The following is an 18,477-nucleotide window of genomic DNA, read 5'->3' as shown; positions in this document are numbered from 1 at the left end:
ACATGTTCATTTTCTCATCAAAAGGAACCAGAACCCATGGCACAGCAATCCCAGGTCATACTCGTAACCGGCGGCGCACAAGGCATCGGCAAGGGCATTGCGGCCCACTTCCTGGATAAGGGCTGGCGAGTGGCGGTCTTTGACCAGGATGCCGAAGCCATTGAGGCATGCCGACAGCAGCTCGGCAATAAAGAAACTCTGCACCTGATCAAAGCGGATGTGTCCCGCGAGTCCGACGTAGCCTCCGGCGTGGCTGAAGCTGTGCGATGGGGTGGGCGACTGAACGCGGTGGTCAATAATGCGGGGCTTGCGGATCCGGATACCGGGCCGATCGAATCACTTGAGCTGGCCCAGTGGCAGCGGCGAATCGACGTCAACCTGACCGGTGCCTTCCTGATGGCCAAGCATACGGTGCCACATCTACGGCAAACCCGGGGCAGCATCGTCAATATGGCCTCCACCCGCGCCCTTCAGTCCGAGCCTGACAGCGAGGCTTATGCCGCCACCAAAGGCGGCCTGATCGCGCTGACCCACGCACTGGCTGTGAGTCTCGGGCCAGAGATCCGTGCCAACAGCATCAGCCCGGGCTGGATTGATGTGCGTGCCTGGCAGGCCGATGCGCCCTCCGAGCCTGAGCCCCTGTCGGCGTCCGATCATGGACAGCACCCAAGTGGCCGCGTCGGCACACCCGATGACGTAGCGGCCATGGTGGCCTACCTGATTTCGGAGCAAGCCCGCTTTGTGACCGGTCAGAACTTCGTAATCGACGGTGGCATGACCCGCAGGATGATTTACGAGGACTAGCCTGCGAGGGCATCCCGCACTTTTTTGCTGAGATGGCCCATATCGACCCGGCCAAGCACCTGGGGGCGGAGGTCATTCATTACACGCCCCATGTCCTGCATTCCCTGGGCGTCAGTTGCACTGATTGACATCCGGATCAGGGCGTCCAGGTCATCCTCGGTAAGGGCATCGGGCATGAACTCCTCAATGATTACCATTTCCGCCCGCTCCTTGTCGCCCAGCTCCTCGCGGCCGGCATCGTCGTATTGACTGGCGGCATCACGGCGCTGCTTGAGCATCTTGTCCAGAACTTTCAGAACGTCCTCGTCACCCAGGTCGCGACGCTCATCAATCTCGATCTGCCTTACCGCGGACTGAGCCATGCGCAGGGTGACAAGCCGGGTTTTATCCTTGTTCCGCATCGCGTCTTTCACTGCGTCGTTCAGTTGTTCCTTCAGGGATAGTTCTGCCATGGTCGACCTCTGTTAAAATAAATTTAAAATTGACCTTTCCAACATAATTAGGCGTTCATAAATGAAACTCAACCCCTTCAATACCCGTATCGGTTTGGCCCTCGGAGGTGGTGCTGCCAAGGGCATTGCTCATATTGGCGTTTTGAAGGCGTTCGAGGAAGAGAAAATCCGGATTCACTGTATTTCCGGAACCAGTGCAGGGGCGCTGATCGCCAGCTATTACGCCTTCGGCCGCCCGGCCGAATCCATACTTTCAATCTGTTCCACGCTGAATCTGTCCAAGATCATCAATTTTACCTTCAAGCCCGGTGGCCTGTTCAGCACCGACTCCATTCGGGAGATGATCCATCGGGATCTGGGCGATTGCCGGATCGAAGACGCCGACATTCCCCTGGCGATTTGCGCAACGGATATCGAAACCGGTGAGCAGCTGGTCTTTCGAGAAGGAAACCTGGCAGATGCCGTCTGTGCGTCCATGGCTGTGCCAGGCCTGTTTGTTCCAGTGGAGATCAATGGCCGGATTCTGGTAGACGGCGGGCTGGTTGAAAACGTCCCGATATCGCCCCTGGCGCAAATGGGCGCCGGCATTACCGTGGCCGTGGATCTGAGCCATGTCAGCCGTTATCCGAAACCGGAAGATACATTTGATGTAATCAGTAATGCCATCAACATCGCTATCGACTTCAGCACCCGCAAGCAACTGAAAAAGGCAGACATATCGGTTCCGCTGGACCTGAGCCGTTACAGCCTCACCAACAACGCCGACTGTGTGGAAGAGCTTTACATGGAAGGTTATCGACCCATGCTGAAAAAAATTCGCCAGGTGCTCTGGTACAAGCGGATGAATGTCGTTATCAGCCTGGTGAAAGCGGTCGGGAAAGTGCTGCCCTTCAAGGTGCCCGAGGTTCTCAAAGGCCTGAAACGCCTCACATGAAGTAGTGCCTGACCAGTTGCAGCACAATAGCCAGTGCCATCAGCGGTATGATCCACCGGGTTATTTTGCTGTAGTCCCGCGGCTCACCCCTGGGCGCGTATTTTTCGGCCAGCGGAATTATTATGATCAGGGCCAGAAAAAGCACAGCGAGAATTACCAGCAGGGTTTCCATGGCCAGTTTCTCCAGGAAGGTTGATGATTGAAGAAGCATTGCCAGCGCCAGAGCCTGCCCTGCGGGCATCAGGTCAGCCTGAACCGCTTCAATCTCAGGCTACCGGTTAAGCCGGATATTGGGAATGCGTGTGAACCAAAAACCCTTTTTCAGCCTACTCTGCTAACCTGCCCCTTCTTTTGATGCATACGGAGTATCTGCATGATTACAGTACATCACCTCAACAATTCCCGCTCACAACGCGTTCTCTGGATGCTGGAAGAGCTGGGAGTACCCTACGAGATCCAGCATTACGAGCGTGATCCCAAAACCATGCTGGCCCCTGCAAGCCTCAAAAAAGTACATCCGCTGGGCAAATCACCGGTGATCACCGACGGCGATCTGGTGGTGGCGGAGTCCGGCGCCATTATCGAATACCTTGCCCACACCTATGGCAAAGACACCATGCTGCCGGAGGGCGGTGGCCAGGCGTGGCTGGATTACACCTACTGGCTGCATTACGCCGAAGGCTCACTGATGCCGCCACTGGTGATGCGCCTGGTATTTGAAAAGATAAAAACCAGCCCGATGCCGTTTTTCGTAAAGCCCATAGCAAAAGGCATTGCAAACAAAACCAATGAAACCTTCATCGGCCCGATGATCAAGACGCATCTGGATTTTGTCGAATCCCACCTGTCGAAAAACACCTGGTTTCTCGGGGACAACCTCAGCGGGGCGGACATTCAGATGAGTTTTCCGCTGGAAGCCTCAGTAGCGCGGGGCATTGCCGGCAAGAACCGGCCTCATATCACCGCCTGGGTAAAGCGAGTGCACGCCAGGCCGGCCTACCAGAAGGCTCTCGAAAAGGGCGGGGAATACGACTTTGCCTGAATGCTGGCGGAGGGCTCCATGCCCTCCCCCATTTTGCAGAACTTGCAGCGCTCTACTCCGGCAACGTCTCACCCGACCCGCCCATTTCAGCGGGCATATCTTTCATTTTTGGCAATCCGTCCCGGATCGGCAGCACCGATTCCTGATAATGCACGTGCAACGCCGGCTCGAATGTCAGGCCAGGGAGATTGGCGACGTACACATCCACCAGGTCCCACGCCGGGTGATCTGTGAACACATGCCCACCGCAATGCTTACACCATTTGCGGTAGCTCTGCTCGGTAAGATGATATTCGCCAACCTGATCGGCACCGGATAACACCTGCAAGTTCTTGATGGGCCAGAGGGAAAAGGCGTTTACCGGCCCGGCAGACCAGCGACGGCATGAATCACAGTGGCAATACCCCATTGCCTCCGGCGCCCCGGACACCTGAAACTTAACGGTTCCGCAAAAACAACTTCCCTGATATTCGCTCATGATCGCCTCTCTTGTTTGTTTTGTTTGTTGTTGTGCCGCCACCACTGTCCCAAAGACAATCCCCCGATGTCCATCGTACGAAATGGCGGAATCAGCAGCACTTTGGTAGCAGAATATTTTGAACATGGTCGATCTGTGTGGTGGCTTGTAGAATGCGCCAACCCCGATAACTCACGAGCAGCCTCACCATGATCGATTTCCGCAGCGATACCGTTACCCGCCCGACCGCAAAAATGCGCGATGCCATGGCCAGCGCCGAGGTGGGAGACGACGTGTACGGTGACGACCCCACCGTGAACAGCCTGCAGGCCTCCGCCGCTGACCGCCTGGGCTTCGAAGCGGCCCTGTTCACCGCCACCGGCACCCAGGCCAACCTGCTGGCAATCATGAGCCATTGTGGCCGGGGGGATGAATACCTCTGCGGCCAGTCCGCGCACAACTACCGCTACGAGGGCGGTGGCGCCGCCGTACTGGGCAGCGTGCAACCGCAACCGATCGAGAACGAGCCGGACGGCAGCATCAGCCTCGACAAAGCAAAAGCGGCCATCAAGGCCGATGACATCCATTTTGCGAGTACCCGCCTGCTTTCGCTGGAAAACACCATCGGCGGCAAGGTACTGTCACTGGACTATCAGCGCCAGGCCCGCGCCTTGTGCAACGAGCATAAACTTCTGCTGCACCTCGATGGCGCCCGGGTATTCAATGCCGCGGTAAAATCCAGCTGTGATGTGACCGAGATAACCAGACACTATGATTCGGTCAGCGTCTGCCTCTCGAAAGGGCTGGGCGCACCGGTCGGGTCGCTGCTACTGGGCACAAAAACCTTTATTGAGCGCGCAACACGCCTGCGCAAAATGCTCGGTGGCGGCATGCGCCAGGCCGGCATACTCGCCGCTGCCGGGCGAATCGCCCTTGAGCAGGGGCCGCTGCGGCTATCTGAGGATCACGCCAACGCCGACTACCTGGGCGCCGGCCTGGCTGGAATTCCGCAACTGGACATCAACCCCGCCAGTACCCAGACCAACATCGTCTATGCCCGCTGCCGGATCGGCAGGGCCGAGCAACTGCGGGATTACCTGGCTGGCCAGGGCATTCTGATCACAGCAGGAGACCCGATCCGCTTTGTGACGCACCTGGATGTGAACCGCCAGGATGTGGATCAACTGCTGGATGCCATCCAACGGTTCTATCAGTCGTGACGCTCTGCCGTTACTCCACCGTGACAGTAATTTTCTCGGACATGACCGGCGGCTCATGAGGTATGTGCAGGTGATCTCCTACCAGTAATTGCAGAGTATGCTCCCCCGGCGACAGTTCCACGGTGGTCTGGGTCTGTCCACCGCCAAAATGAATATGGCGGTCATCGGCAGGAACCGGCTCGTCCAGCGGCGGCAGCTCATCGACATCCACCAGCAGGTGGTGGTGCCCGGTGCCCTCGCGTTCCACGCCGGCCGGCGCCACTCCCAGGCCTTCGAGGCCGAACCTCACCGTCAGCGGCGAACTCACGGTCTGCCCGTCAAGCGGCGTAACAAAATACACCGCCGCTCCTTCGGGCGCAGGCGTTGCTCCATTGGCCCCGGAAACCATCGATGCGGCAAGAACAGAACAGAAAAGCAAACGCTGTGCACTATTGATTATGTTCATGACCCATTCCTTGAGTGAGGTGCTACATCTCCAATGGTAGGACACATTTCAGGATCTTGCTGAGTAACAAATGGCCATCGGCAATGTCCGGGTGCCTTGGCTTCGGAGAGCATGGCGCCGTCACGGTTTTCAGCCGGAACCGACCGGCTCCGGCTTCTCTTCGTCAAGCCAGGTTCCGCAATATTTACAGTACCTGGCGTCAGTTTCGTGTTGGTGCTTACCGCACCCCGGGCAGGCTTCGTCGGAATAACGTTCCGCCCGCAGGGCACGAATGACTTCCGCGGAAAAGACGCCAGCGGGAAGCGCAATAATCGAGTAGCCTGTCAGCATAATCATCATGGAAATGAACTGCCCCCAGGGGGTAATCGGCGTTATATCGCCATAGCCCACCGTCGTCAGCGTCACTATTCCCCAGTAAATGGATTTGGGAATACTGCTGAAGCCCGCTTCGGCGGGCTCAATGAGATAGAGAAGAGAAGAAAAAATGGTGACAAGTATCAGCACTGTGAACAGAAAAAGCAGGATCTGGTCCCGGCTGCGAACCAGTGCGTCCATCAGCAGGCGGCCCTCGCCCACCAGCGCCATCATTTCCAGCACCCGGAACAGGCGCAAGGTCCGCAGCAGGCGCACCACTACCAGGGTCTGCGCACCGGGGAACAGAAGTGCCAGCCAGGTAGGCAGAACCGCCAGAACGTCGATAACCCCGTAAAAGCTTTTCAGGTAGAGCGTCGGTTTCTCCAGACAGTAAATACGCAGGCCGAGCTCAACAGTGAACAGCAGCGTTACCCCCCATTCCAGCGCATAAAAGATGTCACCGAAGCGGTCATGATATTCCGGGACACTATCCAGCAAGATGATTCCGACGCTGAGAAATATCAGCAAAGCCAGAAAAATATCAAAGCCTTTGGCCAAGCGGGTGTCTGATTCGAAAATGATCTGAAACAGGCGGGTTTTGATTCCCAAACCGCCCGGTTTTTCTTTCTCGCTAATCGTTTACTCCTCCATCTCCAGAATCCACTTCACGAGCCTTTCAGCATCTTCACGACTGACGTCAGTGCGAACCCCCATATCCGGCATTTCGGTATTGCCCCAGTGATCCTCTCCGCCAGTCAGCACAACCTGAACCAGCCGATCAGACTCATTCATCGAATACCTCTGGGCGATACTCCGGAACGATGGCGCTACTGATAGGGCTTCACTTTCATTGACAGCATGGCAGGCCGTGCACTTCTTTTCCTCGGCCAGCTGCATACTGGTCATGCCATGGGATTCGGCAAATACTGAGCCAGCCCCCAGGCAAAGGACACCCGCCAGCATGGCGGGTAAGAGTTTAGATTTCATAGCCAATCCCTCCCTGGTTGATTCAGACGGGACCACTGCAAACGGTCCAGGGTAACTCTGACACCTCAAGCTGAAACTTAGACCAGGATGGACGACCACACAAAGTGCCCGAATAAAATAAATCTTTCCCGATCTTTCCTATACTGCCTGTTACACCACATCGAGAAGCTGGCAATTACCGGGTATCAGCAAGGAGCATTCATGAAGCCGTTTCGACTGAACAAGCATGGAAAACTGGTGTTTCCCTCAAGCATCTTTACCGAGCTCGACTTTTCGACCATCAGCAATCTTGACCAGCTGAAAGCGATTATCCGGCGCGATTTCGAAGTCAAAGCGCCGACCGGTACCGAAATCGCCGAGCGGGCCGCTGCGGGGAGCTATGGGACGCGCTATGACCTGTTGCGCGACATCGGTCTGCACCTGTTCTGGGCAAACCGGTACGCGCTGGTAATGTATGACAAGCAGCCGATGCGCTGGCGTGATGTCCCGCGGAACCGCGACGATGTCTTTGTGCCCCTGCTGCAGCCCTGGGAGGGACGGGAAGCCAAGACCGCAAGTGTCCGCGAAGCTTACGCGCAGCTGCCTGCCAAGTGGAGCGCAACCGCTGAAGACGAGCTGTTCGACCTGCTCTTCGACTGCTTTTCCAACAAGCTCTATCACGCAACCTCACTGCCGCCGATCAAGGCCACGATTGCCGAAGCGCTTGCCGCTGCCGGGGCCAGCACGACCACCCTTGGCAACTATGATCCCGACCACCCGCGTTTCAGCATCGACGACATCCTCGATGTTTCCGACCAGCAGGCTGAACTTGAGGCGCTCCGGCGCTGGTCTATGGTGCTGCACAACCAGCAGCCCTGGGACCGGAGCCAGGCCCGGCTGAAGCCGCTGGCCGAGATGCAGGATGACGACATCGTCGTGCTGTTCTATCCGAAAAACCGCCACGTGCTTGAATTCATCAACCGCGAAAAGAAGGGTGCCACCGTTGCCAGGCAGGCGCCGACGCCGGATCCTGCCGTTGAGCCCGTTCGGCCCTATCCGCCGACGGTGATCGGTGACAGTTCGCCGATCCAGCCGAAGATCGAGGCGCTGGCCGTCCGCAAGGGTGAGGTCATCTGCTCAAACGAGGATGTGGTGCGCAATTCCCCGTCCTCGTGGTCACCGATGAGCGCGAAGGAAATCGCTGACAAAACCGGCATCGAACGGCGCCGCTATACCGCCGAGCCACTGGAGAATATCGCTCTTGAGGCCGCACGGGCAGCCCTCAGGCATGCCGGTCGCGGGGCCGAGGAGATCGGTGCAGTACTATTCTGCTCCTGCACCTCAAGCCGACTGATCCCGTCGACCGCCACCTGGCTCTCCGGCCAGCTGGGCATCCTGCAGACCCACTGCTCCGCCGACATCGTCGCGGCCTGCGCCGGCTTTCCCTATGGCGTCGCCGAAGCGGTCCGCCTGCTGCAGGAGATCGAACGCCCGGTCCTTCTGGTCATGGCCGAGAAGTTCTCGGACAAGATCGGCAATGCCCGACCGTCGCGGATGATCTTTGGCGACGGCGCCGCCGCCGTGGTGATCGCGCCATCCGATGGTGAACGCGACATCCACGTGGTCCAGACCTATGCCAGCGGGCCCGCCAGCCAAGTGAACTCGATCATCTGGCCGAATCACGATTTCGACAACGACATCACGGTCTACGGCCCCGAGGTCAAGGCGCTGGTCAAGCGCTACCTGAACCAGATGATGGGCGAGCTGTCCGGGCTCGGACTCGATATCGACATCATCGTACCTCACCAGGCCAACAAGACCATGATCACCGAGATCACCGAGGCCCAGGGCATTGACGCCAACGACATTTACTTCAACATCTCCGAGGTCGGCAACGCCTCTGCCGCGAGCATCCCGATCGCGCTCGCCGACGCCGTCTTCGATAAAGCGATCGACAAACGCTCGCTGGTTTTTGCTCCCGGCTTCGGCGCCGGGGCCGTTGGCGGCTACGTTATCCTGTCACTGGAGCCTGCGATGGTGGCACCGGAGGTGACAACTGCCCTCGCCATGAGCCCGTCGTCGACGAAGGCGCATTCCTCCATTGAAGATATCAAGGAGGCATTCCATACGTAAGCAGAACCTGATGGCATGCTAGTGCAGCATTGCGATGACTCTGAGGGCCGAGTTGACATGTCCTGAGGTTCACTGAAGGATAGGACGCTATGACCAGAGCCAACAACGAACCTGAAAACCAGTATAACGGCGCGTCAGTCGAGCTCCTGAAGCCACTCGACGCGGCCATCAACCGCCTTGCTGAAACCAATGCCATTGAGGGTGTCTCTCCGGTATTCGAGGTGATCGACGCGGCAAAACCGCTGATGTTCAGCCCCGAAGGCGTGGAGGCGCTTTACGAGCGCGTGCCAGCTATTGAGTCGGCAGGATTCTTTGGTGGGAGCGACTGGGACTTGCCACAGACACTGGTCCCCTCGCTGGCGGCACGCACCGTTCGCCACGGGGAACCGGCGGCAACAATGGTTGAATGCCTGAGCCAGATACGCCTTCTGGCCGTCGCCAAAGGCGATTACACCCACGCGTCCATCTCGGCGGAACACGCCCATCACTTTCTCGCCCAGGTACTGGCAATGAATCTCGACCTGGTGGTCAGTGATCTCCAGGAGAGCGACCGGCTGCGACCCGATCAGCTCGGCTACGCGGTTCAGAACCTGTATCACTACCTGTTGCGGCATCTGGGCTACGAAGACCTCCTGGAACACTTGGTAGCCGAAGTCTGGCGTATTCTGGCGCAACGCCCCGTTCAGGTAGAGGGCGTCAAGCACATGGTGACCCAGATAGCGGTCTGCCTGGAAAAACCGGACGCGCTGGGTGGCGAAGTCAGCGACGACGCGGTGCAACTGATTAACGCCGTGTTCAGCCCCACCGAGGGTTGCCGTGAGGATCCCGGCTTTGAGATCTATTCTGAACGACTGGCGGAAATGGACGATGCCACCCTGCTACAGGAGGCCATCGCCTTTGCCCAGGCCATGCACAGTACCGGCCTGGTGTCCGCCTACATGCCGGTGTTCATACGCTATCTGCGTGGCCGCTGGAACGAACTGATCCCGACGGCCCTTGGATTGAGCTATACAGGTGCCGACGCGTTTCACTGCTACCCCGCATTGATCCACCGCCTGATCGATGAGGCCGTATTTCCAGAGACCAGCCAGTGTGCCTATGGCCTGGCCATGATGCTGGAGCGGGGCATTCTCTACTCGCCCCCTGTGGCGCCATCCCTGTGGCGCCAGATACGCCTGCCGCTGTGCGACGCTGCCGCCGGGAAGATTGTGGCCGTCTTCGGGAGCAGCCGCTCCCCCGAATGCTTTCTGCTCGCCGACGTGCTCAATGTGCTCGGGCGCCCGCTGGGAATCGGACAGGGAAACTATCCCACCTGCCAGTCCACGCGCGCCCTGTCCATGTGGGCCTACAACATGCCGGCGGAGCTGCTGCGGATCCTTGCCTGGGCCGCGCGCGATGATGAAATCGTGATGCGCTTTGAAGGTAACAGTATATCCTCGCGGGAACTCGGCGCCGGCCTGGCGACCGAGCCACCGGTGAATGTGGATGCGGTATCCCTACTGACCGTACCTCATCTGGATCGCATCTACTTTGAAATGGGGCGGCGCAGTGTCGGGCGCGGAGAGGATCCGCACAAATGGGTCAACGCAGAATTTCATGGCGATCATGTCGGCCACGGATTTCGAATTGCGGTCGACGTATTCACGGGCGGCCTCAAAGACTTCGACGGCTTCATTCGCGATTTTTACGCTGCCTATCACCCCTTCTACAACGGCAACATCCCGGTTATCAATCCACAACCGGCCGGTATTGCTGTGACCGACAGCGCCACGCGCTTTCTTGGCTGGCACGCCATCACCATCCAGCGCCTGGCGCTGGATTCGGACAAAACCATGCGCGTCTACTTTTTCAACCCCAACAACGACAGCGGGCAGAACTGGGGCCAGGGCATCGTCACCTCAACCCACGGCCACAATGAACGTTTTGGCGAAGCCTCGTTACCGGTGGCCGAGTTCGTCTCCCGCCTGTACGTCTTTCACTATGACCCCCTCGAAAAGGGCGAGCCGGGCGAGGTGCCGGCCGACGAAGTGAATCGCGCCATGGAGCTGGCGAAAGACAGTTGGGCGGCGGGGCGCTAATGGCAAAGGCGGCGCTGATGGCAACGGACGTTATCCTGGACACCAACGTATTGGTGGCGGGGGGATTCAACCGCCACAGCGCCTCTGCGAAAATCCTCGGGCTGGTCCGCAAGGGTAAGCTGCGAGTAGTCTGGAACCACGAGACCCGGGGCGAGATCGAGTATATCCTTCGCAAGATCCCGCCACTGTCGATGCGCGACAGCAAGGCCCTGTTCCGCAAGGACGCGCGCTTCCGGGGCCGGACCGACCCGGGCCAATTCCGTTACGTGCCAGACCCCGCCGACCGCAAGTTCGCTGCCCTGGCGGACGCCAGCGGCGCCACCCTGATCAGCAACGACGACGATCTGTTAGCAGGTCGCAAACGGGCGCGGGTACCCATTGTCACGCCGGAGGAATTCCTGCGCCCTGTCAGTTCTCCTTCACCGCCTGACGAACATTCTGCTCGGCACTCTGCCAGGCCTCGACGAGTTCGTCGAAGGCGTCGTTGAAACCATCCTTCATCGACGCCCAGGTAACATCAGTGCTGTCCTGCATACGCTGGCGCCATTCCATTACCCGTGACCGTTCACGGCGGAGCGCTGCCACCGCAGTCTGCGCCTGGGCCCGCTCTAACCTGTCGGCCGAATTCCAGTTATCCTGCAGGCGACTGTCCAGCGTTTCTATACGGGCCTCAATGGCACCGAGAACCTCCTCGATGTCCGTCATCAATCGTTCCCGTCGCTCGCTGCTGAAATCGGTCAGCTCCTGATCCAGGCTCTGCAAGTCCTTGCGTAACGACTCCTCGGTTGCATCACCGTCATTCTCTGCGGCGTGCCCCGGGGCCAGCGGCATAACCATTGCCAACAGCAGGGCGCCGGCCTGTAATCGCAACGGGTATCGCAAAGTCTGGTACCTCCTGTGAATCAAAATTGAAAATCGCGGCTCCTCTAAAGATCACGGGCCTCTCGCGCATCTGCAACACTACCCTTGTTTTTCACATTGGTATAGCCCGCACTCTCCAGGGCAGACTTTGCTTTACCGGCCCTGTTGCCGCTGCGGCAATACAGGTGAATCTCCGTATCTTTATCCGGAAACAGCTCAGTGACCTGCGCGACAATGCCTGTGTGTGGAATAAGCGGATCACCATCAATGTGATTCTGCCGATGTTCGGCTTCCGTCCGGACATCAATCCACACCGACTTCGCTTGCACTACCGTCGGTGCAAACACCAGCAACAGAATTATCAGGATGGCCTTCATTGAAACGAACGTTCTCATGATCAGTCTCCTCCTCACATTAGGGCTTTAATGATCAGTTTATACGATCAAGCGCACCGGAGGACTTCAACCCGTGCAAACCGCAGCTGGCCGCCGCTTGCGAGGCTGAGATAATCTGCTCTTCCGTCACGCCTGTTGACGCAAGCCCCGGCAGGCCACTCCGGGCAATCCATTCATGGAAATCCGGCAAGGCGTGGTCCCTGGACGTCTGAAACACCTCGCCAATCCAGCCAATCACCTGGTCGATACGAGCCTTCTGTTCAGAGTTGACCACGTTATCCCGGTTAGCGGCAGGCGCATGGCCGAAAGGGGCAGCCCGTCCCCGATCACCTCCAGGTGAGCCATCAATCCGGTCTGCCCCGGCAACATGGCCGCGAGAACCTTGGCCGAATCCATCACAGAGCCACCACCCATACCGAGTACCAGATCGACACCCAGTGATTTACCCCTATCAATGGCGGCTGTCAGTGTCTTCAGGTCTGGCTCTTTTGCGACTGACAGTGTCTGGACGACTTCGACCGCCCTGAAGTTACATACAGTGGCTACAGTGGCCTACTTTATTTGAAGCAGGCACAGACACCGAGTTACGCCCAAAATGCAGATCTGACTTTACGGGCGCGCCGAACAAAAGTTATCGCTACGCCGTTTTTGATTGGCCACGCAGGTTCAGAACACCCCCGTCTCCGCCAGCTGCCGGATGATCTGAATCGTTTCAATGTCCGTGGCCACATAGGCCTGGTGGAGAAATTGGTCATAGGGCATCGAATCACCCCGGTCCTCGATGCTGGCTGTGTGATATCGGAAGCGGACAAAAAGCGACCCGGGTTCCGGCTCCTCAATATCCATGACGAGCGTTGCCTCTGGAAGCGTGTCCGTTGGCAAAGTTCTGTACTCGATTCTGGCCTCCGACCAGAGCGTGACTTCGTCAACTACCTGCAGCCCCGGCAGTTGCAGGCATCGTTTCATGTAGGCCGGTCCCTGCTCGAGGATCTCGTAATCGTCGACTCCTATCAGGAACTTGTCCGGGCGCCTTGCCCGGAGCACCAGGCCTTCCCATATCTGGAAGCGGGTCAGGGCTGGCAGTTCCGGCTTCGTCAGGTCGTTGATCTGAACAAGGTGTTCAAAGGTCACTTGGCCTCCTCAAGAGTCCATCAGCATGAATTAGCGCAATACAAAAACGAGAAGAGTCACGCATATCGTGATGTTCACAACCCAGAAGGTCAAAGAAACCCGTTGCCGGTGGCTCAAACGTTTGAGTGCATTAGTCATAGTGAAACCGCTCCGACAGAATCCGATGAGAGGGTGTGCCTCTTTTAATCAGGTGATCCTCAACGATGTTCATCATGATCGTCGGCCCGCACATCACAAAGGCCCATTCGCTGAACTCCCTCTCAGAAAAAACGCGATCTACCAGCCCCCCATCTATGAAGCCTGCCTCTCCATGCCAGTGCTCTGGGGGTTCTGACAGTACATAGACCACGCCCTCCTCACCCAACTCTTCGCGATAGGCAATCTGATCGATCACCCGATTGCCATAGATCAGCTTGTGCTTGCGCGAATCGCCGGTCAGGCGCAGTTGCCGGAGTATGCCCAGCAGCGGAGCGAGGCCAACGCCCCCTGCAATGAGAGCCACCCCGGGTTCAACACGACCATCAACAGACAGATTGCCGTAGGGCCCGTCGAGATAGGCAACAGTTCCAGTTTTTATCTGGCTAATTGTTCGCGTGAAGTCACCGAGCTCTTTGATCATGAAAGATAATTCTGGCCCAGCCGCCGGCGCTGAGGAAATGGAAAACGGGTTTTCTTTCATCGAGAAAGGGCTGTGCCCCACATTTAGCCAAACGAATTGCCCGGCCCGGTAATTCAGCCCCCGGTGACCGACCGGCTCCACAGTCAATTCCCATTGCTTTGGCGTCAACTGGACCACGGATGCTACGCGCCAGGAACGAGCCTTCTGCCGAAGAGGAACCAGAAGGTAAACCGTAAGCAGTGAACCAACAGCCACGCCAGTCATTGTAAGCCACCACCAGGTCATAACAGGCTGCGAGCCGTAACGCCCGGCATACACGGTATGATGCAATAGAAGAACCGCAATCAAGAGGGCGCCGACCCCATGTAAAAGGCGCCATGTCTCGTATTTGTAGCCCAGCTGCGTGCGCCCGATAGCCATGACAACAAGACCTGCAAGAAGCAGATAGGCGGCAATACCTGTCGACAGGGGAGAAAAATCGGTAGTGAGCGTCAACTGGCGCGTGGGATCCCATGGGCGGGGACCACCCGACGGCGTCCCCTGGTACAAAAACGGGTGCAATAGAGCAAAAACAAGCGCCGTACGGGCCATGATCTGGTGAAACCGCATGGTCACATCCAGTCCAACACCATTTGAAATGGTCTTGAAACGACCGGACAGAATGAATTCCACCAGAATCATCGAGAAGGCGAGAATGCCCAGACCCGATGCCAATTCCTGGTGGAACTGACGAGGGGGCCCTCCGACCAGAGAGGATAAAACCAACGGCAAGGTGACAGCGACTAGGTAAGCAACAATCAAAAACAGCAGTTTCATCTTTCGGGCCTATTTCACGTCCCCTGTCCATTTAATCTAGTCTTCCATAGAACCCTTGGCAAAGCCGCTGCGATGAGACCACCACAAGTCCGAGTAATATGGTTAACTGTAAGTCCTAGTCAGCAGAGGACAGATTTTCGTGCCCCCAAAGTCATGGGTCAGTCGTTTTCGCCCCCATAAAATTCCGTTCCGGCGCCGATTCGCTCGGGCGTCTGTCGCGCTGATCTTTCGAACAACGGAAGACGGTGGCAAAGAGTTGCTCTTCATCCAGCGGGCCCTGCGGGAAGGTGATCCCTGGTCCGGCGACATAGGTTTCCCTGGGGGCCGACTGCAACCTGAGGATACGTCGGCGCGGGCTGCCGCCGAGCGGGAAACTCGGGAAGAAACCGGCATAGATCTCAGCCGCCACGGCCACTATCGGGCCCGGCTATCAGACCTGATCACCCGCCATCACAGCCGCTGGCGCCCCATGGTGGTGACCCCCTACGTATTCGAATGGCTGGGGCCAAAGGCCGTCGCACCCAATCATGAAGTCGAGCGGGCGGTCTGGGTTCCCCTGGACTACCTCGCTGCCGGCGAGAACCAGGGTCAGCTTCCCTGGCGCACGCCCCTCGGCACCCTGAATCTGCCCTGCTGCCACTACCAGGACGCCTGCATCTGGGGGCTGAGCTACAGCATGTTGCAGGAACTGCTGACACTGACTTCCGAAATTTGCATGAAAGACTCCCAGAACTGACTACTATCAAAGTAAGTGAGTGCCAGAGTCGACGTTGCCGTGGGACTGTCAATCAAGACAACAGAATTTGCGCCGGAAGAGTTTGAGCGTTTTGCAGCCAAGGTCCGGATGGACCTTAAAGCGCTCACTCGTCTTCTGAACCGGCCAGGGTTTGGTGAGGGAGAGACTTCCATTGGCGCCGAGGTCGAGTTCTACATCGTAAACCCTGACCTGCAAGTGCAACCCATCAACACAGAAATCGCCGCCAGCGTTCAGGACCCCCAACTGACGGTTGAGCTCAACCGCTTCAATCTCGAATACAATCTCAGCCCCCAGGCGTTCAGGGGATCTCCGTTTGCCAGGACGGAGCAGGAGCTGCTCGCTGCGATCCGACGGATCAACCAGCACGCCGCGCCACTGGCTGGGGAACTGGTGCCGATCGGCATTCTGCCCACCCTTCGCCAGTCCGATATGGGCGCGAAGGTGATGACAGACGAGCCCCGCTATCATGCGCTATCGAACGCGCTGCTCAAGCAACGGGGTGAGCCATTCAGCATCCATATTGGTGGCAACGATGTCATCGATCTGGAGGCCGACGACGTCTACATGGAAGGAGCCAATACGTCGTTCCAGCTGCACTGGCGTGTGCCCGCCCATCGTTTTGCCGATTATTTCAATGCGGTACAACTGGTCACCCCGGTTGTGCTCGCTCTGGCCAGCAATTCACCCAGCCTTTTTGGCCACCACCTCTGGGACGAAACCCGCATTGCCCTGTTCAAGCAATCCATTGACAGCCGATCCCCCAACCATAAAACCTGGCGCCATCCACCACGGGTCTATTACGGAAACGGCTGGACACGCAGCGCCTGGGAACTGTTTGCAGCATCGGCATCACTGTACCCACCGATCATCCCACTAATGTCTGATGAAGATCCGATGGCCGTGATTGATCTTGGCGAAGTGCCCAAGCTCGCCGAACTGCGCCTGCACCAGGGAACCACCTGGCCCTGGAACCGGGCCATTTATGATCACGCCGACGGCGGCCATCTGCGCATCGAGATCCGTTCCATGCCTGCAGGCCCGACCGCCGCTGATATGTGTGCGAATGGCCTGTTCGTGATCGGGGCTGCGCTGGCGGTGCTCAGTGACATCCGCCACCTGACGTCGATACTGCCGTTCCATTACACCGAACACAATTTCTACCGCGCAGCCAAATATGGCATTGGCGCTGAAATCATCTGGCCGCACAAGGATCAGGTTCAGTTGCAGGATACGCCCCTGCTGACTGTGGCTCGAGATCTGCTGCCCCGCGCCCGGGAAGCATTGAAACAGACCGCCGTGGATGAGACAGAGATTTACCGCCTGCTGGGAATCATCGAAGGCCGCATTGAAACGGCCATGTCGGGCGCGCGGTGGCAGCGCCACATCACCGAGTCTTTGTTCAAATCCCTGAGTCGCGATGAAGCGTTCCGGAGCATGCTGTCTCTTTACATGGCCAACCAGAAGAAAAACATCCCGCTGCATGAATGGAAGCTGTCGCCGTGAGCAACTCGAATTTACTTGATTACCTGAATGACCCGTCACCCCGGACGCTGGGTCGCTCTCCCCTTGAGTGGCTGGACCGACTGCGCAAGCCTACAGTGGTAAACGTCACCGGTCGCGACCGCTCCCGTACCCGGGCCATGGCAACGCTTCTGCACGGCAATGAGCCTTCTGGTCTGTTTGCGCTGCACCGGTGGCTGCTAGAGCAGCACACGCCCGCAGTCAACATGCTGTTTCTCCTCGGAGGCGTCTATCCGGCGAAGATCCCACCCAGGTTCTCATCTCGCCAGCTACCCAAAGGCCTCGATCTCAATCGGTGTTTCAAAGAGCCTTTCGAAGGCGAAGAAGGGGCCATCGCACAAGCCATGCTGGCAGAGCTTCATAAGGCGAAACCCGAATGCCTGCTGGACGTGCACAACACCTCGGGCACAGGCCCGGCCTTCGCTGTAACCATCACCAATGACGCCGAACATCAGGCGCTGACCTCACTCTATACCGACCGCCTCATCATGACCGACCTTCGTCTGGGTGCGCTGATGGAATACTCCGAGCAGGAAGTGCCCACGGTCACCATCGAGTGTGGTGGAGCCCAGGATGATCAGGCGCATGCACTCGCGTACGAAGGGCTCGTTCGGTACACCTCAAGGCCCGACGTGTTGGCACTGGAAAAAGCGGAGTGGGACGTCGCCGTACTGCGCAACCCGATTCGGGTGGAGCTGGCACCTGACGCGACCATAGAATACCGCCTTAAGCCTACCGGCCATGCTGACCTGACGTTTCCACCAGACATCGAGCACCGCAATTTTGGCATTGTCTCCCCGGATGAGCCTCTCGGATGGGTCGGTAAAAAAGGCCTGGGCATACTCACAGCGATCGGCCACAACCGGAGCGAGAACATGGAGCAGGTTCTGCGAGTCGAAAATGGGCAGATCTACCCCGCTCAGGCCATCAAAGCCTTTATGATTACCACCAACCCAGCCATTGCGAAAAGTGACTGTCTGTTCTATGCGGTCAAGGCAACAGGCGAACCCATTTTTTAGCCCCGTCAGATAAGCCGCGAAAATAATCCGCCCGAGTTTCCGCTAAGCGCTCTAGCGCACTGACTGAACAACTCCCTGAGCATAGGATAGGAACTCATCCAGAATTCGATACCCATGCGATTCAAGGAGAATCCTATGAACAAACGACATTCACTCCTGTTTTATGCATTGCTCACACCGGCCATAGCCCTGGGTTCAGGTGCTGTGCTCGCTTCCCCAGGCAGCAACGGGGATACGGATCTGGGGGAGCAAAGCATGGGCCACGACGCTGATCCTGCGACGCAGAGGCCCGAGCACGACAAGGAAGTCACCAAGTCCCGATACAATACTGATGAACCAGCTGATTCGAAAATGGGCGACCAGTCTGGCATGCAGAACAAGAACCACATGAATTCTCCGCCAACAAACGGCACGAAGGCCGATGATCTGCACTCGGAACCGAGCCACGAAAAGTCAGCTGATTGAAGATGGGA

General features: G+C 57.8%; 23 protein-coding genes. 11 read left to right on the top strand and 12 right to left on the bottom strand.

Annotated elements, in window-relative coordinates; all coding sequences use genetic code 11:
• The first annotated feature begins 36 nt into the window (after positions 1-36).
• Complete coding sequence (locus DIT71_RS13680; RefSeq protein WP_114613789.1) at positions 37-804, top strand: SDR family oxidoreductase; 768 nt, start codon at positions 37-39, stop codon at positions 802-804.
• On the opposite strand, the gene DIT71_RS13675 is transcribed toward DIT71_RS13680, so the two are convergent.
• Positions 801-1,256, bottom strand: a complete 456-nt coding sequence (locus DIT71_RS13675) for a GatB/YqeY domain-containing protein (protein WP_114613788.1) — start codon at positions 1,254-1,256, stop codon at positions 801-803. The genes DIT71_RS13680 and DIT71_RS13675 overlap by 4 nt on opposite strands.
• 61 nt (positions 1,257-1,317) lie before the next feature.
• On the opposite strand from DIT71_RS13675, the gene DIT71_RS18490 reads away from it, so the two are divergent.
• Positions 1,318-2,190: a patatin-like phospholipase family protein gene (locus DIT71_RS18490; protein WP_114613787.1), complete on the top strand. Its 873-nt coding sequence runs from the start codon at positions 1,318-1,320 to the stop codon at positions 2,188-2,190.
• Here the strand turns inward: DIT71_RS18490 and DIT71_RS13665 are convergent.
• Positions 2,183-2,431, bottom strand: coding sequence for a hypothetical protein (locus DIT71_RS13665; protein ID WP_227538128.1), 249 nt, complete (start codon positions 2,429-2,431; stop codon positions 2,183-2,185). The two genes, DIT71_RS18490 and DIT71_RS13665, sit on opposite strands and share 8 nt — an antisense overlap.
• A gap of 132 nt (positions 2,432-2,563) precedes the next feature.
• Here DIT71_RS13665 and DIT71_RS13660 point away from each other — a divergent pair, with 132 nt between their 5' ends.
• On the top strand, positions 2,564-3,232 hold the full coding sequence (locus tag DIT71_RS13660) for a glutathione S-transferase family protein (protein WP_114613786.1): 669 nt from the start codon (positions 2,564-2,566) through the stop codon (positions 3,230-3,232).
• 52 nt (positions 3,233-3,284) lie between these two features.
• Here DIT71_RS13660 and DIT71_RS13655 read toward each other — a convergent pair whose 3' ends face one another.
• Complete coding sequence (locus tag DIT71_RS13655) at positions 3,285-3,836, bottom strand: GFA family protein (protein ID WP_319921921.1); 552 nt, start codon at positions 3,834-3,836, stop codon at positions 3,285-3,287.
• A 62-nt stretch (positions 3,837-3,898) separates the two neighbouring features.
• Between DIT71_RS13655 and ltaE the strand changes: the two genes are divergently transcribed.
• Positions 3,899-4,909 (top strand): low-specificity L-threonine aldolase, encoded by a 1,011-nt coding sequence (gene ltaE, locus DIT71_RS13650; protein WP_114613785.1) that lies wholly within the window; start codon positions 3,899-3,901, stop codon positions 4,907-4,909.
• Positions 4,910-4,919: 10 nt separating this feature from the next.
• Here ltaE and DIT71_RS13645 read toward each other — a convergent pair whose 3' ends face one another.
• The 3 genes from DIT71_RS13645 to DIT71_RS13635 form a co-directional block, all read right to left on the bottom strand.
• On the bottom strand, positions 4,920-5,354 hold the full coding sequence (locus DIT71_RS13645; RefSeq protein ID WP_114613784.1) for a DUF4399 domain-containing protein: 435 nt from the start codon (positions 5,352-5,354) through the stop codon (positions 4,920-4,922).
• A 129-nt stretch (positions 5,355-5,483) separates the two neighbouring features.
• Positions 5,484-6,317, bottom strand: coding sequence for an ion transporter (locus DIT71_RS13640; protein WP_227538127.1), 834 nt, complete (start codon positions 6,315-6,317; stop codon positions 5,484-5,486).
• 30 nt (positions 6,318-6,347) lie between these two features.
• Positions 6,348-6,695 carry a c-type cytochrome gene (locus DIT71_RS13635; protein WP_114613782.1) on the bottom strand — a complete coding sequence of 116 codons (348 nt, stop codon included), beginning with the start codon at positions 6,693-6,695 and terminating at the stop codon, positions 6,348-6,350.
• A 201-nt stretch (positions 6,696-6,896) separates the two neighbouring features.
• Between DIT71_RS13635 and DIT71_RS13630 the strand changes: the two genes are divergently transcribed.
• The 3 genes from DIT71_RS13630 (at position 6,897) to DIT71_RS13620 (ending at position 11,373) form a co-directional block, all read left to right on the top strand.
• Positions 6,897-8,807 (top strand): 3-oxoacyl-ACP synthase III family protein, encoded by a 1,911-nt coding sequence (locus tag DIT71_RS13630; protein WP_114613781.1) that lies wholly within the window; start codon positions 6,897-6,899, stop codon positions 8,805-8,807.
• Positions 8,808-8,896: 89 nt separating this feature from the next.
• Positions 8,897-10,885 (top strand): hypothetical protein, encoded by a 1,989-nt coding sequence (locus DIT71_RS13625; RefSeq protein WP_114613780.1) that lies wholly within the window; start codon positions 8,897-8,899, stop codon positions 10,883-10,885.
• Between the two features lie 17 nt (positions 10,886-10,902).
• Positions 10,903-11,373, top strand: a complete 471-nt coding sequence (locus DIT71_RS13620) for a PIN domain-containing protein (protein WP_158538975.1) — start codon at positions 10,903-10,905, stop codon at positions 11,371-11,373.
• Here the strand turns inward: DIT71_RS13620 and DIT71_RS13615 are convergent.
• The 6 genes from DIT71_RS13615 to DIT71_RS13595 form a co-directional block, all read right to left on the bottom strand.
• Positions 11,294-11,767 carry a hypothetical protein gene (locus DIT71_RS13615; RefSeq protein ID WP_144114495.1) on the bottom strand — a complete coding sequence of 158 codons (474 nt, stop codon included), beginning with the start codon at positions 11,765-11,767 and terminating at the stop codon, positions 11,294-11,296. The two genes, DIT71_RS13620 and DIT71_RS13615, sit on opposite strands and share 80 nt — an antisense overlap.
• 44 nt (positions 11,768-11,811) lie before the next feature.
• Positions 11,812-12,141 carry a rhodanese-like domain-containing protein gene (locus tag DIT71_RS13610; RefSeq protein ID WP_114613777.1) on the bottom strand — a complete coding sequence of 110 codons (330 nt, stop codon included), beginning with the start codon at positions 12,139-12,141 and terminating at the stop codon, positions 11,812-11,814.
• Between the two features lie 34 nt (positions 12,142-12,175).
• Positions 12,176-12,415, bottom strand: a complete 240-nt coding sequence (locus DIT71_RS18230) for a hypothetical protein (protein ID WP_227538126.1) — start codon at positions 12,413-12,415, stop codon at positions 12,176-12,178.
• Complete coding sequence (locus tag DIT71_RS18225; RefSeq protein ID WP_244312033.1) at positions 12,376-12,609, bottom strand: iron-containing alcohol dehydrogenase; 234 nt, start codon at positions 12,607-12,609, stop codon at positions 12,376-12,378. The genes DIT71_RS18230 and DIT71_RS18225 overlap by 40 nt, the downstream gene beginning before the upstream one ends.
• A gap of 198 nt (positions 12,610-12,807) precedes the next feature.
• Positions 12,808-13,272 (bottom strand): AtaL-like protein, encoded by a 465-nt coding sequence (locus DIT71_RS13600; protein WP_114613776.1) that lies wholly within the window; start codon positions 13,270-13,272, stop codon positions 12,808-12,810.
• Positions 13,273-13,402: 130 nt separating this feature from the next.
• On the bottom strand, positions 13,403-14,707 hold the full coding sequence (locus DIT71_RS13595; RefSeq protein WP_114613775.1) for a ferredoxin reductase family protein: 1,305 nt from the start codon (positions 14,705-14,707) through the stop codon (positions 13,403-13,405).
• A gap of 139 nt (positions 14,708-14,846) precedes the next feature.
• Between DIT71_RS13595 and DIT71_RS13590 the strand changes: the two genes are divergently transcribed.
• The 4 genes from DIT71_RS13590 to DIT71_RS13575 all read left to right on the top strand — a co-directional run bounded on the left by DIT71_RS13590 (position 14,847) and on the right by DIT71_RS13575 (position 18,469).
• Positions 14,847-15,443: an NUDIX hydrolase gene (locus tag DIT71_RS13590; protein ID WP_114613774.1), complete on the top strand. Its 597-nt coding sequence runs from the start codon at positions 14,847-14,849 to the stop codon at positions 15,441-15,443.
• A gap of 15 nt (positions 15,444-15,458) precedes the next feature.
• Positions 15,459-16,967, top strand: coding sequence for a glutamate--cysteine ligase family protein (locus DIT71_RS13585; RefSeq protein WP_227538125.1), 1,509 nt, complete (start codon positions 15,459-15,461; stop codon positions 16,965-16,967).
• Positions 16,964-18,004 (top strand): M14 family metallopeptidase, encoded by a 1,041-nt coding sequence (locus DIT71_RS13580; protein WP_227538124.1) that lies wholly within the window; start codon positions 16,964-16,966, stop codon positions 18,002-18,004. The genes DIT71_RS13585 and DIT71_RS13580 overlap by 4 nt, the downstream gene beginning before the upstream one ends.
• A gap of 135 nt (positions 18,005-18,139) precedes the next feature.
• Positions 18,140-18,469 (top strand): hypothetical protein, encoded by a 330-nt coding sequence (locus DIT71_RS13575; RefSeq protein WP_114613771.1) that lies wholly within the window; start codon positions 18,140-18,142, stop codon positions 18,467-18,469.
• Positions 18,470-18,477 lie beyond the last annotated feature (8 nt).

Source organism: Marinobacter vulgaris (assembly GCF_003344045.1).
GTDB lineage: Bacteria > Pseudomonadota > Gammaproteobacteria > Pseudomonadales > Oleiphilaceae > Marinobacter > Marinobacter vulgaris.
Note: the sequence above shows the minus strand (reverse complement) of the source record. Positions and strands in the feature narration are given on the sequence as shown.